The sequence below is a fragment of the Affinundibacterium danionis genome, from assembly GCF_042432465.1.
Lineage (GTDB): Bacteria > Pseudomonadota > Gammaproteobacteria > Burkholderiales > Burkholderiaceae_D > Undibacterium > Undibacterium danionis.
Genome location: NZ_JBHLXJ010000003.1, coordinates 131,632 through 146,970, shown reverse-complemented (window position 1 = coordinate 146,970; position 15,339 = coordinate 131,632). Strand labels below are relative to the sequence as shown.

The 15,339-nt window shown below is 45.8% G+C and carries 13 protein-coding genes; 7 read left to right on the top strand and 6 right to left on the bottom strand.

The features are described 5' to 3' along the window. Window positions 1-21: 21 nt before the first annotated feature. The gene (gene hmgA / locus ACFFJH_RS03475; RefSeq protein ID WP_390210077.1) at window positions 22-1,317 is read right to left on the bottom strand and encodes a homogentisate 1,2-dioxygenase; all 1,296 of its coding nucleotides are present in this window, start codon (window positions 1,315-1,317) and stop codon (window positions 22-24) included. A gap of 127 nt (window positions 1,318-1,444) precedes the next feature. On the opposite strand from hmgA, the gene ACFFJH_RS03470 reads away from it, so the two are divergent. Then, entirely contained in the window at window positions 1,445-2,356 is a 912-nt protein-coding gene (locus tag ACFFJH_RS03470; protein ID WP_390210076.1) for a LysR family transcriptional regulator, read from the top strand. 199 nt (window positions 2,357-2,555) lie between these two features. On the opposite strand, the gene ACFFJH_RS03465 is transcribed toward ACFFJH_RS03470, so the two are convergent. The 3 genes from ACFFJH_RS03465 to ACFFJH_RS03455 all read right to left on the bottom strand — a co-directional run bounded on the left by ACFFJH_RS03465 (window position 2,556) and on the right by ACFFJH_RS03455 (window position 7,236). Then, a complete protein-coding gene (locus ACFFJH_RS03465) occupies window positions 2,556-4,556 on the bottom strand; it encodes a S41 family peptidase (protein ID WP_390210074.1) in 2,001 nt (666 codons plus the stop codon). A 587-nt stretch (window positions 4,557-5,143) separates the two neighbouring features. Beyond that, complete coding sequence (locus tag ACFFJH_RS03460; RefSeq protein ID WP_390210073.1) at window positions 5,144-6,565, bottom strand: IgA Peptidase M64; 1,422 nt, start codon at window positions 6,563-6,565, stop codon at window positions 5,144-5,146. A 206-nt stretch (window positions 6,566-6,771) separates the two neighbouring features. Continuing rightward, entirely contained in the window at window positions 6,772-7,236 is a 465-nt protein-coding gene (locus ACFFJH_RS03455; RefSeq protein WP_390210072.1) for an Hsp20 family protein, read from the bottom strand. Window positions 7,237-7,688: 452 nt separating this feature from the next. Here ACFFJH_RS03455 and ACFFJH_RS03450 point away from each other — a divergent pair, with 452 nt between their 5' ends. After that, on the top strand, window positions 7,689-8,123 hold the full coding sequence (locus tag ACFFJH_RS03450; protein WP_390210071.1) for a hypothetical protein: 435 nt from the start codon (window positions 7,689-7,691) through the stop codon (window positions 8,121-8,123). A 228-nt stretch (window positions 8,124-8,351) separates the two neighbouring features. Then, complete coding sequence (locus ACFFJH_RS03445; protein ID WP_390210069.1) at window positions 8,352-8,984, top strand: head GIN domain-containing protein; 633 nt, start codon at window positions 8,352-8,354, stop codon at window positions 8,982-8,984. A gap of 99 nt (window positions 8,985-9,083) precedes the next feature. On the opposite strand, the gene ald is transcribed toward ACFFJH_RS03445, so the two are convergent. Beyond that, complete coding sequence (gene ald / locus ACFFJH_RS03440) at window positions 9,084-10,199, bottom strand: alanine dehydrogenase (RefSeq protein ID WP_390210068.1); 1,116 nt, start codon at window positions 10,197-10,199, stop codon at window positions 9,084-9,086. 354 nt (window positions 10,200-10,553) lie between these two features. Here ald and ACFFJH_RS03435 point away from each other — a divergent pair, with 354 nt between their 5' ends. Together ACFFJH_RS03435 and ACFFJH_RS03430 are read left to right on the top strand one after the other, a co-directional pair. After that, complete coding sequence (locus tag ACFFJH_RS03435) at window positions 10,554-11,078, top strand: metal-dependent hydrolase (RefSeq protein ID WP_390210067.1); 525 nt, start codon at window positions 10,554-10,556, stop codon at window positions 11,076-11,078. Between the two features lie 407 nt (window positions 11,079-11,485). Beyond that, a complete protein-coding gene (locus tag ACFFJH_RS03430; protein ID WP_390210066.1) occupies window positions 11,486-12,067 on the top strand; it encodes a DUF6151 family protein in 582 nt (193 codons plus the stop codon). Window positions 12,068-12,139: 72 nt separating this feature from the next. Here ACFFJH_RS03430 and ACFFJH_RS03425 read toward each other — a convergent pair whose 3' ends face one another. Continuing rightward, entirely contained in the window at window positions 12,140-12,583 is a 444-nt protein-coding gene (locus ACFFJH_RS03425; protein WP_222612449.1) for an Lrp/AsnC family transcriptional regulator, read from the bottom strand. Between the two features lie 325 nt (window positions 12,584-12,908). On the opposite strand from ACFFJH_RS03425, the gene ACFFJH_RS03420 reads away from it, so the two are divergent. Both ACFFJH_RS03420 and kdd read left to right on the top strand, forming a co-directional pair. Next, the gene (locus tag ACFFJH_RS03420; protein WP_189347654.1) at window positions 12,909-14,090 is read left to right on the top strand and encodes a KamA family radical SAM protein; all 1,182 of its coding nucleotides are present in this window, start codon (window positions 12,909-12,911) and stop codon (window positions 14,088-14,090) included. Window positions 14,091-14,276: 186 nt separating this feature from the next. Beyond that, a complete protein-coding gene (kdd, locus tag ACFFJH_RS03415) occupies window positions 14,277-15,323 on the top strand; it encodes an L-erythro-3,5-diaminohexanoate dehydrogenase (RefSeq protein WP_390210065.1) in 1,047 nt (348 codons plus the stop codon). Window positions 15,324-15,339: the final 16 nt, after the last annotated feature.

Sequence of the window (15,339 nt, the reverse complement as noted above, 5' to 3'; positions counted from 1 at the left end):
AACTTAGTTAATTAAACTTAGTTAGGCCTGATTAGGATTGAAATTCTTTTTAATACCTTGCCAGCATTGGAAATAATCAGCTTGTAAAAGCGGTGACTCCATCGCTTCTCTGCTTGGTTTGAGAATTGTGTTGGTCTCTATCATAAAGGCCATTGTATTATCCACTTTTTGCGGTGTGCTGGTGTCGATTTGACTGGCCTTCTCGAAGGTCGGTGCATCAGGACCATGACCACTCATACAATTGTGTAAGCTGGCACCACCCGGACGGAAACCACCTGATTTTGCATCGTATTGACCATGAATTAAGCCCATAAATTCGCTGGCGATATTGCGATGGAACCAAGGTGGGCGGAAAGTGTTTTCTGCAGCCAGCCAACGTGGTGGGAAAATCACAAAATCTATCGTGTCCACACCTGGCGTGTTACTCGGCGCTTGCAATACCAAAAAGATCGATGGATCAGGATGGTCGTAACTGATAGAACCTATCGTATTGAAGTGGCGCAAGTCATATTTATACGGCGCCATATTGCCATGCCAAGCGACGACGTCGAGTGGTGAATGGCCTATTTTTGCACGCCACAAATTACCGCTAAATTTAGCGACCAATTCAAAATCACCTTCGCGGTCTTCGTACCAAGCGATAGGCGTTAAAAAGTCGCGTGGATTGGCTAAACCATTAGAACCGATGACTCCTAAGTCCGGCAGTTTGAGCATCACACCAAAATTTTCGCAAACATAACCACGCGCCTCTCCATCTTGCAAAGTCACTTGAAAACGTATGCCGCGTGGAATCACCGCAATCTCTTGTGGTTCGATATCTAGTAAACCGAGTTCAGTTTTGATGTGCAAACGACCTTGCTGCGGAATGATCAGTAGCTCGGCATCGGCATTGTAGAAAAATTTATCCGTCATATCACGGTTTGCCGTGTATAGATGAATAGCACAACCCGTTTGTGCGTCGGCAGAACCATTGCCCGCCATCGTCAACCAGCCTTGAATAAAATCGGTTGGCGCGCTTGGCATAGGCTGTGGGTCCCAGCGCAATTGATTTGGGGTACTTGGGACTTGGGTGAAATTATTCGTCATGTTGCCATTATCAATCTGTGCGAAAGGCTGATGCATGGCCGCTGGGCGGATACGATAAGTCCAAGAGCGTCGATTAGCGTGGCGTGGCGCGGTGAATGCGGTGCCAGAGATTTGTTCCGCATATAAACCGTAGGCGCATTTCTGAGGTGAATTTTGATTTTGCGGTAAAGCGCCAGGTAAGGCCTCGGTGGCAAATTCGTTCGCGAAACCGCTCATGTAGTTAGTTGTCATGATCTTATCCAAAATAGAGAAAACACGAGAATGCGCTAATGTAGTGCAATCCCTTCATTTTTACGATATAAATACTAAAATATAGATCATTCATAAAATCAATAATGGGTAGTAGTTCGGAGCGACTATGATAGAAGCCAAAGATATCGATTTAAACTTGCTGGTGGTTTTTCAAGAAGTGTTTCAAGAGCGGCAGATTTCTAGTGTGGCGCGCAAGCTCAATTTATCGCAACCAGCGGTCAGCAATGCGCTAGCACGTTTGCGTAAAACGTTTAATGATGAATTATTTGTGCGCACTTCTCAGGGCATGCAGCCAACGCCATTGGCACAGCAACTGGCCGATCCGATTGCCGCTGCGCTGGTCAACATTACTAAGGCCTTGAATCAACAAGAAGTATTCAATGTGTCGAATAGCCAGCGACATTTCACAATCGCAATGACGGATGTGGGAGAAATGCATTTCATGCCGATTTTGATAGCGCAATGTCGGCGCGCTGCCCCGCATGTGCAGATCTCGACCATCCGAGCCAACAGTATTGATCTGATGGCGGCCATGGAAACTGGCAGGATTGATCTTGCGATTGGTGCGTTTGAAGCGATGCCTGGTGCGTTGTATCATCGACGACTATTTCAGCAAGACTATGTTTGTCTATATCGACAGCAGCATCCTATCTTGAGGGACGGCATATCGAGTAAAGATTTTTTAAAGGCAGAGCACTTGATCGTGTCTAGCCAAGAAAGTCCGTACGACAAAATTAATTTATGTTTAGAAAAAGCAGGTATCACCGCCGCTGCCAGTTTCACGGTACCGCATTTTTCATCAGTACCCTACATCGTCAGTAGTAGCGATCTGGTGGCGATTGTTCCACAAAAGCTCGCAGCAAGCGCTGCACCCGTATTCCGTTTGGCCTATATCAAACCACCGCTTAAGCTACCACGCTTGCAAACCAATATTTTCTGGCATCGTCGTTTTGCGCAGGATGAAGGCAATCAATGGCTACGCGAATTTTTGGTACGTTGTTGTTCCGATTTGGATTAGCCTTAATCAAGTTAATCAAGTTAATCAATTCGATAAAAATTTGGACGTAAAAGCGAATTTTAAAAATACAGCTAGCCCAGTAGATTGGAAACTTGATCATGCACGATCTAGGGGTGAGGGGACTATCATGGGCTGGAGAAATTAGCGCGATGAAGTGATCAGCGCTAATTTCTACCAGGTTTTCTAATAGCTGTTGAACTTAGTTGGTTACATTCACCATACGCTTGGTGTTCCATAATGGCGTATGACCCGCATCGGTACCGACAAAAGCGATTTGATATTGTTCACCAGCTGCTTTGACCGGTAAGCTCAAGCTGACGGCACGTGGATTGCCGTAAATACCCACATAATGGCTTTTGAGTAAGACGTTATTGACATAGACCTTGACGTGTTCGGTGTTGGCGACTTCTAAGCTAAAGCTGCGCGTACTGGCTGGCAGACTTAAAATATTACCGACAGGGCTCACAAAACGATGGAAAGATTTGTTCAAAGGTTTTGCTAATAAGGCGTCAGCAATTTTGTCGAACTGAGTTTGATCACCATTGCTTAAATCGCTTAAGCTGCGCGGCACGTCCACATTCGCGGTGCAACCTTGGTCTTCTATCATACTGCCGTTGTTGTAACCGCTACGGATACTCTGACGCCAAGAGACGCGCATAGAAACGCCACCCGGTAAAGCCGTAAACACTTCGGGAGCAAACGCGTTAAAGAAACCATGTTCTAAGACGTTGGCGCCACCCGCACCCGTCTGTCTATCTTCGCCGAAAATAGTGGCTGCACCATTATCTTGCATGGCACAGGTGAACAAATCGGTTGCAGAATAACTGCGAGCATTAGCTAATACGCCGACGGGTTTGTAATACATTTGTCCCATCGTGTTGGCATCTTGCGGTGTGGTGAATACACCGGTTTTGCTATAACGATTATTGGTTTTTTGAGCGTCGGTAATCAGCTGCACCCAATTTGGCCAGTATTGTTTAAAGATGTCTTGATTCAGGAATTTAAAATTCAGCGAGGTATTGAGTAGACGCGCTGAATTGGTCGTGGCGTTACCAGGCATGAACATTTGCGGCAATTTGTCGGCATAGACAATGCTACCGCCACCGTTATTGCGCACGTCGATCACCAAAGCATCTGTGCTTGCCAATTGATTTCGTAGCAAATTGGCGATAATGGCTAACGCGCCGTTATCCGTGACAGCGCTGGGAACAAAGGAGCCGATACTGATGTAGCCCAGCTTCTTGTCACCACGGATCACGATGGACCATTTGATCGACGGTTCGGCCGTTGCCTGTCTCGTGAAAGCAGCACTATCTTGATTCAAATTACGCGCGAGGAATTGGTTGTAGCGTTCTTGAATCGGCTCATTACTCATCGCCAAAGCATTGATGTTAGCTGTATTCGTGTTGGCTGCATTTTTGACTAATGCTGGCGCCAAATCAGCATCATCGTATTGGCTCATCCAAGGAATCGTAATGCTGTACTCTTCGCCAGTACGGGCTGACTTCAATTTCAAACTAATCTTATCTTTGGCTGGAGGCAAACTCGCCGCCTGTGAGCTGAAAGTCATATATTGCAAAGCGCGTGAAAAACCCGCATATAAATTGGCACCGTTACCGTTGATGACCGCATTATTTACCGCTTGTTGAATAGGAACGCCATCATATTCAAGTACCAAGTCGCCGACTTGAGGCTTGCGTTGATCGGGGAAAAACACATCAAAGAACACAGCATAAATATTCCCGATACGCACTTCGTTTTGATTGCTTGCGGACGCCGTACGCGCAAAATTAAACGGTAAAAAACTAATAAACGCCGCATGCGGCAATGGGAAGTTATAGTTCAAATGTAAGTCACGTTGACTGACAAAAATTTGACTTAGATTTTTGTGCAAATCGCTGGTGCTGAGACTATCAATTTTATTGACGACTTCCTGCACTTTGACGGCGGGATCAACGTGACCGGAGAAATTCGGATTGGTGCCGTAGAACTCATTTTTTTGATAACGATTCACATACAAATCACGCAATAACAATTGAGACTGCTGCGCCAAAATAACTTTTTCGGTACGTGTCAATTCATTGAATTTGATCAATGGACGCACATTCGCTAAATAATTGGTTTTGATTTCCGCTTGAGCAAAGCTGGACGCGATGGCGGCGCTGAGTAAGCTTAGTTGCAGATAATGTTTGATCTTCATGTTGGTGACTCCCTTATTTATGTTGGCGCGGAACACCGTCGCCACTTTATAGTAAGAACTTGCTTTTAAATCGATAGTAATTAATCAATAGAAAGAGAGTATGTTGATTTGAAATTAACAAGTCAATCATCAAAAAAATGATTGAAAATAAGGAAAAAATACTTGGATTTTATAAATTTTTAGACTAGATATTTTTGCTTGTATAGACCACTTTTCTTTGGGCAACTTGTTTCGTCTATGAAAAAAACTATCCGAAAATTTTAGGACGATAGTGCTTGAGTTGAATGAACGAAGCGCGATCTTGGCGGTGGCGATGGATGGATATGAGGCATTGGAGACCTCGACAACTAGAACTGAGCAAAAGTAGCAATACAATATAGGCAGGGAAGAGATACTGCTAGGTGCAAGGGTGGTGCAAAGAAAGTGCAGTCTTCGTTTAATACCAGTGATTGTGGGTATCGATTTTCAGCTCTGAGCAGGCAGCCTGCTCGCCTGTGCCTCAGAGCATTTCGTTCAATTTAATTTGATGAGCTGTATGAATTACATCACATTAAATGCGATGATAACTGCCGCCAATACTGGTTTGCTTATCTACTATAAAGATCAATGATGCTGCTAATCCCATCTTGGCAGACGCGGCAAAATTGATCGCTTCGGTCGAACATCAGGCATTGCATTTGTGAGCGGTAATAGCCTTTTGCTTCGTAGTTGGCACCTTCAAATGCGCCTATGCTGTGATAGTTGGGATCTTTCGAAAATAACAGGGTCGAGTCTATTAAGTCTTTTTTAAACAGTGCACTCATTTCTGATTCTGGGCGATTGTTTTTTCTTAGCTCTGCGCGTATTTTTTGATATGCGCGCGACGCTTCTTCATAGCGCTCTTTGGGCCAGTTTGTAGGAAGGTGAGTGCCCGCCTTTACGTGTTGTTGCCATTTTAGTTGAGAGGGATCTTTCAGCGCGGTGACATTGGGTTCCCATGGTTCTTGCTTGATTTCACCGCCCGTTTGATAGGCGACCGGCGAGGTATAGTACTCATCTGCTAGGCCAGCGAAATGATGGCCGAACTCGTGTACGAATAAATAATTAGCCCAATCGTTGTTCGCCGCTGCCGTAGAGAATTGTCCAAAAATTCCGCCGCCGCCATAGGTCTCGTTGTTAACCAATATCTCAATAAATTCGTAAGGCGCATTTTGTGCGATGTCGCGTAGGGCGCGATTGTCCAAGGTCAAGACATAGCGCTCGCTACCAAAAATATCGTAGCTCGCACCGAGGCTGGAGGCGCGATATTGGCCTGTCGATGGTCTTGAAACGCCTGATTCCTTGGTGGGCGCAGCCAGACCCCAAATATTGAAATCTTTGGCGCGCTCTTTAAATGGTGAAACAGTGAATAAATATTGACTCATACGCTTGGCATCGGCGACGAATTTCTTCATTTCCTGCTGTGTGTAGCCATCACCGATAATCAGCAAATCGACTTTTTCCGCGGAATTACCACTGACATGAATAGGAATGGGTTTGAGTTTGGATTCAGGAAGTTTTCGAATCACATCTGGCGCATCGGTATCGATATCGACGCTCCATACGGTTTGAAATTGATTTTTGTCATCGCGTTTGAGTACGCGTAGATTGACTGGGTGATTCGGTTTTGGAAAACGCAAGGATTCCTGAAAACCTCTATCTAATTTCGCAGCTTCTGCGGTGCTTTGCCATTCGCCAAAAACAGTAGAATAGCCGCGTGAATATAGCAGAGCGCCACTCGCTCTATCTCTGACCTCAAACAAGTTGACGCCACGATTGCTGGTGTCAATAGCCTTCTTTAAATTGCCAGGCCACGGTAATGGTTCTATCAGCACACGATCTAAGGCGTAGTGTTCTTGTTTGGCGTTGCCACTGTGTAGCACATCGACTCTTACGGTTGCTACTTGTGCTCCCTGTGCCACTGGTTGAGCATAGAGAATTTGAGAGGTTAGCAGTAAACCGCCACACAGAATTTTCTTAAAATGATGCATGAATTTTCTCCCCGTTTTGAACTTGATTGGCAAGTATCTTAACAGAGTCGAATTCGCATATTGGAATCAATTGTTGGAAAGAGACCGAAATAAAATCTGAATAAAATCGGAATAAAAAAAAGCGTGACTGTTGCCAGCCACGCCAGGAGGGGAACTTACAAAAAAGTAGATAACAACAAATTTATTACAGGTCTATCTAAAAAAATTTATGCGGCCTGTAGCTGCTCGGAAGAAGGTACCGAGCGTAAGCTATCGCCATCAATCAAAATACGACGTGGTTTGTGGGCTTCAGGAATTTCACGTTGTAGTTCGATATTCAATAAACCATTGTCCAAACGTGCACCGACGACTTTGACGTGATCTGCGAGGCGGAAGCTGTGTTCGAAATCACGTGAAGCAATACCACGATGCAGATAGGTACCTTGGGTTTCAGGTTTCGCTTTGCGACCGACTACTTTTAATACATCACGCTCGGTTTCAATATCAATTTCACTGCGATCAAATCCGGCGACCGCCATACTGATACGATACTGATCTTCAGTGACCAATTCAATATTGTAGGGTGGGTAACTTGGTGTTGCTTCGGCACGTTGTGCTTCATTAAACAGATGCGCCAAACGATCAAAACCAATGGCAGAACGATAGAGTGGAGAGAAGTCAAAATTACGCATGATATATATCCTTATAAAGTGAAGCGATTGTATTTCGCAGACCTCACTTGAGCATCTGCTGATACCGATATGTAGATAGAAAAACGGCTTTTCAAGAGGAAATAATTTAAATTTTTGGGGACTTGAAAGCGGTGAAAATAGCCCCATCTGGCTGCGCTTTTCGTATTGTTGCCAGCGCTACTTAATTGAATCTTATAGTGAGCCAGTTGCTATTCATTGGTTCATTGCCGCTTTATTGATGTCGTATACTCATCGTCAAGTTAAGCATGCTTTATGTGTCAGTTTCGGAACCTATAAAAAATTTTCAAAAAAATTTCAAATTCGTGTCAACAGAAAAAATACGGGTCTCGTTATTGGAGTACGCAGCAAGCACTGCGAGTTAGTAAAAAAAGCAGCACCGGATTAGCACTCACTTTTATGTCTTTATTCAGTTCACTTAATAGGAAATTATCATGAAAAAAATCGCATTGACAGTCGTTGCTACAGCAATCTCTTTTGGCGCAGCTTTGGCTCAAGCAAATCAAACTCAAGCAGCTCCAGCTGCTTCAGTAAAACCAGCGGCAGCAGCGTCCGCCGCGGCAAGCGCAGCTTCTACACATACCGCAGCAGCTGCACATAAAGCGGCAGCAAAAACGGAAACAAAAATGGAAGCAAAAACAGACGCGAAAGTAGATGTAAAAGCAGCGAGTGCGGCGACCGCAGCGCCAAGTGCGACAGCCGCCGTAGCCTCTACCGCCGCTAGCGTACCAGCGGCAGCAAAAGTTGCAGCCAGTGCCGATGTGAAAGCAGCGACAGCACCTGCGAAACACGCGGATAAAGCGGTGAAAAAACATACAGACAAAGCAGTAGAAAAAACAGCAGCATCGACTCCAGCAACAAGCAAATAATTAGCTTTCGAGTCAGGTAAAAACGGCGCTTTATGCGCCGTTTTTTTATTGTTGTCGGCAGCCACGGATAGGCATTTTGCATTCTGCACCCATAAAACGACAGTTCATCGAATTCGCCAGACAAAACCATAAAACATAGGCAAACTGCCTTCATCGCAGTTTTCTTATGTAAAAAAATCACCGATAAATTCATCGATTAATTATTAACCTATTTCTCTGGAGCTCATCATGCGTAAAGTTTGGATTTCATGTTTCACCATCGGTCTTGCACTCGCCAGCACTTTAGCTAGCGCGGGTGAACAAGTACGCAAGGTCACTCCATTTAATACGATACGTACCCAAGGTGCGTTGTCGGTAGAAGTCGTGGTGGGTAGCGCCCATTCAATTACGATCAAGGGCGATGACAAGTACATGGAAAAAATCATTACGGATATTTCTGGTGATGAGCTTTTGATCAGCTACAAAGAAAAAAAGAATATTCGCATCTCAGATGATTTGAAAGTAATCGTCACGATGCCCGCGCTCACAAAATTCAAAATGGAAGGTGCCGGATTGACGACTGTCAGCAAAATTGCGGGCGATCGTTTTGAGTTGAATTATGAAGGCGTTGGCTTGTTGAAAATGAGCGGTAAAGTACGCGATTTTAAATTGCGTGCACAGGGTGTGGGTTTCGTCGATGCGAAAGCTTTAGTTGCAGAAAATGTGGATGCGACTGTGGAAGGTATTGGCTCTGTTGAGGTGACTGCAACGGAGAAACTCAAAGCCAATGTGCAAGGCATAGGTTCTTTAAATTATTTTGGTAATCCTAAATCGATCAGTAAAACGGTCGACGGTATCGGCGGCGTGAGCGCTGGAAAATAAGAGCTTCAGTACAAAGCTGAAGGCTGAAATGAGAAAAGCCAGCGATGATCAATTTCTTCGCTGGCTTTTTTGTCGTCTATTCCAATAATCTGAACCTAATTAATTTAAGACACTTTCTGCTGCTACATATTGATAGCCGAGATCATGCGCCACGGCAGCATAGGTCACTTTACCTTCGCATACATTCAAACCGTTACGCAAATGTAGGTCGTCGCGCAGTGCTTGTTTCCAACCTTTGCTAGCGAGCGCGATTGCATGTCCGACGGTGGCGTTATTTAGGGCGAAAGTTGAGGTACGTGCGACCGCGCCTGGCATATTCGCTACGCAGTAATGGATGACGCCATCAACCACATAAGTCGGTTCAGCATGGGTGGTTGCGTGTGAGGTTTCAAAACAACCACCTTGATCAATCGCCACATCGACTACCACGGCTCCTTTTTTCATACGTGAGATCAGATTGCGGCTGACTAACTTAGGTGCCGCCGCGCCGGGAACTAATACACCACCAATGACAAGATCCGCCGACAATACCGCCTCTTCGATTGATTGAGCATTGGAATAAACTGTTGAAATTCGATTGCCATAAACTAAGTCTAATTGACGCAGGCGATCAATGCTCTTGTCTAACACGGTGACGCGTGCGCCCGTACCGACGGCCATTTGCATCGCATTGGTGCCGACCACTCCCGCGCCAATAATGACGATATGTGCAGGTGCTACACCCGGTACACCACCTAATAACAAGCCCATACCGCCTTTGGATTTTTCTAGATGCGCTGCGCCAGCTTGGATAGACATGCGACCTGCGACTTCGCTCATAGGTGCCAATAAAGGCAGGCCACCATTGGCTCCTGTGATCGTTTCATAAGCGATACAGATCGCGCCTGATTTCACCAGCGCCGCAGTTTGTTCTGGATCAGGGGCGAGATGCAAATAGGTGTACAGAATTTGACCTGGGCGCAGCATCGCACATTCGACAGGCTGAGGTTCTTTGACCTTGACGATCATCTCGGCGCGTTCGAAAATTTCTTTTGCGGTGTCGACTAATTCAGCGCCGACAGCTTGGTATTGCTCATCCGTCAAACCAATTTCGGTTCCCGCATTTTTTTGCACTAATACTTGATGTCCACGTGAAGTCAATTCACGCACAGAAGGTGGGGTCATGCCCACGCGATATTCGTGGTTTTTAATTTCTTTAGGTACGCCTACGATCATGATGTCTCTCTCGCTTACTTGAAAATAGAAAGCGCCGGAAATGCTTAATTTCCGACGCCGCTTTTTATTGTTGTATGTGACCAGATGGGTAATCAGCCGAGGTCGATTATGGCACTCGGTATTCGTACTATTTCAAGCAGCTTGTAGAATTTTTTATTTTGCTGATTTCAGGCAATTGTGCGATCGCACAATGTATTGATTTCTGTACGAAATGAGGATGTGTGTATTAAAAATTGGACAGATTTGCATCATGTTCAAAGAACTCCCTATGGCAAAAAAATATCCGCGTGCATTGTCTTTTCTGTACCGTCCTGTTAATTTGGCATATCCTTTTTTGGAATACAGACAATTTAGATGCCATTTACTCCTTTTCATTTTGGCCCTGGTGCCGCAATTCAAGCGGTTTTCCCCAAGCAGCTGAGTTTCATTGCATTTGCGTTGGGTAATGTCCTCATGGACTTTGAGCCCGCGTATTACATGCTCACCGGCCAGTTTCCGTTACATCGGTTTTTTCATAGTTTCTTGGGCGCGACTCTCGTTGTTCCTATTGTTGTTTTCATGTTTGTCGCGGCGCGAAGAATCGCGGTCGGCAGGGAGTGGGTTCCCAATCTTTATGACTGGTTGGGTTTGACGGTTAGACAAGTTTGTTTGGGAGCGACTATAGGTGTGTATTCACATATTGTACTGGACGGCATCATGCATAGTGATATGCAGCCCTTCGCACCTTTTAGTTCGTTAAATCCATTCTTACATTTGCTCCCGCTCGACCGATTGCACTGGCTCTGTGCTGGTGCTGCGGTGTTAGCATTTGGTGTTGCTATGGTGCGTTTGGGTCGGTCAGTTAGCACCGCAAGCGAGGAGTGTGACAGTGCGAAATAGGATTCTTGGTGCTGGAATGATTCTAATCGGCGGATTTTTAGGATTGATCGCATTGTCGATTGCGTTTGCTGATCATTCTCATCTCTCACAATTTAGACGCAATGCTTGGATTGCTATCATGCTGAAAGAGCTTTATGGGCGATTCGCGTCAATAATGGAGGCTTGGCTCATTTTTTGTATTGCTGTTGTGTTCTTGTATTTAGGTATTTATGAGGTAAAGTCAAAACCATCTGCTGAATCAGTGTCTGTTACACGAGGTTTGGTACTTTCAAGGTTGAGAAAACGAGCGTCACGTAAAAAATGAGCAAAAGTATGATTGCATAAATCCGAGTGTATAAATTCGAGTGCATGAGTTGGGCATCTTCCAGCGATTCCGATTTTTAAACAGTTAAATAAAAAGGGCGTAAATGCATAATATCCAATGCCAATGTGGCCAATTCCGCGCGCAAATAGTCGGTGATGGTACGCGCAATCATATTCGTTGTTATTGCAGTGATTGTCGTGCTTTTGCGCATTTTCTGGAGCAAGGGGAGCGTGTGTTGGATGCGCACGGTGGTACGGAAATTGTGCAAGTAAGTCAGGCGCGCTTGCAGTTGATACAAGGCAGTGAACATCTTGCTGTGGTACGTTTGAGTGATAAAGGAATGCTGCGTTGGTATGCTGCTTGTTGTAAGTCACCGATTGGCAATACTATGCCTGATCCCAAGATGGCTTTTATTGGCTTGATTCATACAGCATTAGAGCGTCCGCGTATCGATCAGGATTTTGGACCTGTCACGGCTTGCTTCGAAACGCAATCAGCGACGGGGGAGCCAAAACCAGTGCAAAAAGGTGTGTTGCCCGTTATTTTGCGTTTCATGTGGATGACAATTGCGGCGCGTGTTAACGGCAGTTATAAGCGGTCGCCATTGTTTGATGCGGATGCTCAAGCTATCGTTAAGCCCCAGATTTTGAGTGCACAAGCTTTACAAGTTTTGAAGAATCGATGAAACATATACCTGTAGAGTTGACGTTGGGCTTCGCTGCGCTCAGCACCTACCTACTCAATAGCATTCTGACCATCATTCCGGCCTATCCAGCTTAGTCGACAGTAATATCGTAGAGAACGTATCCACCACTCCCTTTATTAAACGTATTTTATCAATCACGGCATCAAGCTCGTGGGTGGATTCGGTGGACAGCATCGCGCATAAATCGTAGCGACCTGACACCGTATAGAGCTTGATGATTTCATGGCGCTTGGTTAGTGCGCGCATGATTTCGGGTTCGTGTTGTGATTCTATTGAAATGAGCACCATCGCTCGTATGCTGGGGCGGCTGCGACTGACCGAGATATCCACTGTGTAGCCGCTGATGATGCCGCGGTCTTCTAAGGATTTTAAGCGCAATTGAGCTGTGCTGCGGGCGCAGCCTAGGGCTTTGGCCATCGCCACAATGGGGAGGCGGGCGTTCACTTTGAGTAAATCGATGATTTGCTGATCGAGCGGGTCTATCTTATTAGGCATGGCGGATTTCGGCTAGCTTTCAGAGACCTCAGCACAACCGTAGCGAGCGGTCAAAGTTTGGATCGAGAAGCGCACCTGTGCTATAGCACTTGCTTTCATCGCAGATTCAAAATTTAGCCGCACAGTAGGGTGTGCAGAGGTCTATTTCAGGCACTTTGTTTGAATGTCATGCATTATGACTGATTTTTGTCTGCTGTTTAAGTCATTTTGTGCGTTTGTTGCGGCACAACACGTCCTTACACTATCTCCCTGTTACTCATATGGGTACCCATCACATTTTGCCGTCACAGTGACACAACCGCGACACAACAGAGAGAGACAAATCATGGACCAAAAAGTCGAATTTAATCCTATCAAGAAATTACTGACACGCGAAGAATTAGACGCTTATGATCCAGAGTCAGAATCTTGGCAAAAGCAATTCACGCGTCGTTATTCTCACCATTCTGAATTGATGGGCGTATTGAATAATGTGGAAGACGTCGACAACACCGTCTACAAAAAATTCGCGGTAGCAATTACGCCTTACATGGCGAAATTGATGGACAAAGATGATCCAAATTGCCCTATTCGCTTGCAATACATGCCTTCGCACCATGAGCAAACCATCCCAGGTTTCGCGACTTCTTTGGATCAATTAGGCGAAGAAGGTGACACCATTCCTGGTACTAGCGTGGTGCATCGCTATCCACGTCGCGTGTTGTTCTTGGTTTCGAATACTTGCGCAACTTTGTGCCGTTTCTGCACACGTAAGCGTATGGTGTCGCAGCCTGATGGTTCCGTTGCGAAAGACGAAATCGAAGCATCGATTGACTACATCGCTAGCAATCCAGAAATTGAAGATGTGCTCTTGTCTGGTGGCGATCCACTGACATTTACCGATGAGCGCTTGGACTATATCCTCGGCGAAATTCGTCGTCGTGCACCGCATGTTCGCTTCTTGCGTATGGGTTCTCGTATGGTCGTGCAATTGCCAACACGCGTTACACCAGAGTTGTGTGCGGTATTGGAAAAGCATCGCGTACAGATGATCAATATCCATATCGGTCATCCAAAAGAAATCACACCTTTGCTGCGTCAGCGCGTCAAGATGATACAAAAGGCCGGCATCATGATGGGCTTGCAAACAGTCTGTTTGAAAGGCGTGAATGATGATGTGATGGTGATGCGTGATCTGTTCATGCAAACCATTGAAATGGGCGTACGTCCTTACTATGTGTATTCCACAGACATGGTCGAAGGCGCAGCGCACTTCATCGTGCCACATCACCGTATGATTGAATTGTATGAAGGCTTGCGCGGTTGGATCAGTGGCCCAGCAGTACCAACCTTCGTGGTAGACGGTTTGGGTGGCTTGGGTAAATTGCCTATCATTCCTACTTATGTACGTGAAGAAGAATTGCCAGACGGTAGCGGCACCACAGTCAAGTGCCGTAACTACAAAGGCATGACTATCGATATGCCTGGCTTGGGTCATAACTTTAGTTTGCCTACGCGTAGTAACTAAGATATGGACTAAGTGTTGAAGTGAATTGAGTAGGGCGGGTGCAACCCGCGCCGCACCTAGGTCGTTTAACCCTATACGACGTTCTGGCGGCGCGGCTTGCACCCGCCCTACAATTTGACTTCGCTTAGCTGTCCTACCCCAGCATTCGTCACATCACTGCAAATAAAATTTCCGGTAAGGCTCATCATGACATTCACAACACCAAGCTCCCCCTACGGAATTCACCGCGTTATCGAACCACAAGGCGTCTTGCCACAAGGCGCGTGGAAGATCGATAACACGATGGAGATCACAGACAACGAAATCCTGATCGACGTCTCTGCGTTAAATATCGACGCCGCCAGCTTTACGCAAATCAAACAAGAAGCGAATGGCGATGAAGCCAAAGTGGCAGAAATCGTCAAAGGCATCGTTGAAAAGCGCGGTAAACATCACAATCCGGTGACTGGTTCTGGCGGTATGTTGATCGGAACGATCTTGGAAATTGGTTCATCCTTAGCTGGCAAGATTGACTTAAAAGTAGGCGACAAAATTGCTACCTTGGTCTCCTTGTCATTGACACCTTTGCGCATTGATGAAATCGTCAAAATTCATATGCAAAAAGATCAGGTCGATATCAAAGGTAAAGCGATTTTGTTTGAAACCGGCTTGTACGCTAAGTTGCCAGATGATATCGATGAAAAAATGGCGCTCGCTATTTTGGACGTGGCTGGCGCACCGGCGCAGACCGCACGTTTGGTGAAAGAAGGCGACACCGTTGTTGTTATCGGCGGTGGTGGCAAGTCTGGTACTTTGTGTGTGTACGAAGCGAAAAAACGCGCCGGTAAAAACGGCTGCGTGATCGGTGTTTCTCCGTTTGAAAAAGACTGCAAACGCATGCAAGAATTAGGTTGGGCTGATCATACTTTGCAAGTTGATGCGACCAATGCTTTAGCTTTGATGGAAGCGGTATCCAAGGTCACAAATGGCGCGATGGCGGATTTAGTCATTAATTGCGTGAATATCCGGAACACGGAAATGGGCAGTATTTTGTCCACTAAGCAGCACGGCAAAATTTACTTCTTCTCAATGGCAACTAGCTTCACCGCGGCTGCTTTAGGCGCAGAAGGTGTAGGTAAAGACGTGGAAATGATCGTTGGTAATGGTTATGCGACAGGTCACGCAGAGCATTCTTTAGCGCTCTTGCGCGAGAGTGAAAAATTGCGTCAGTTGTTCACAGAACTCTACGTTTAATTTCGCTCTAGAACTG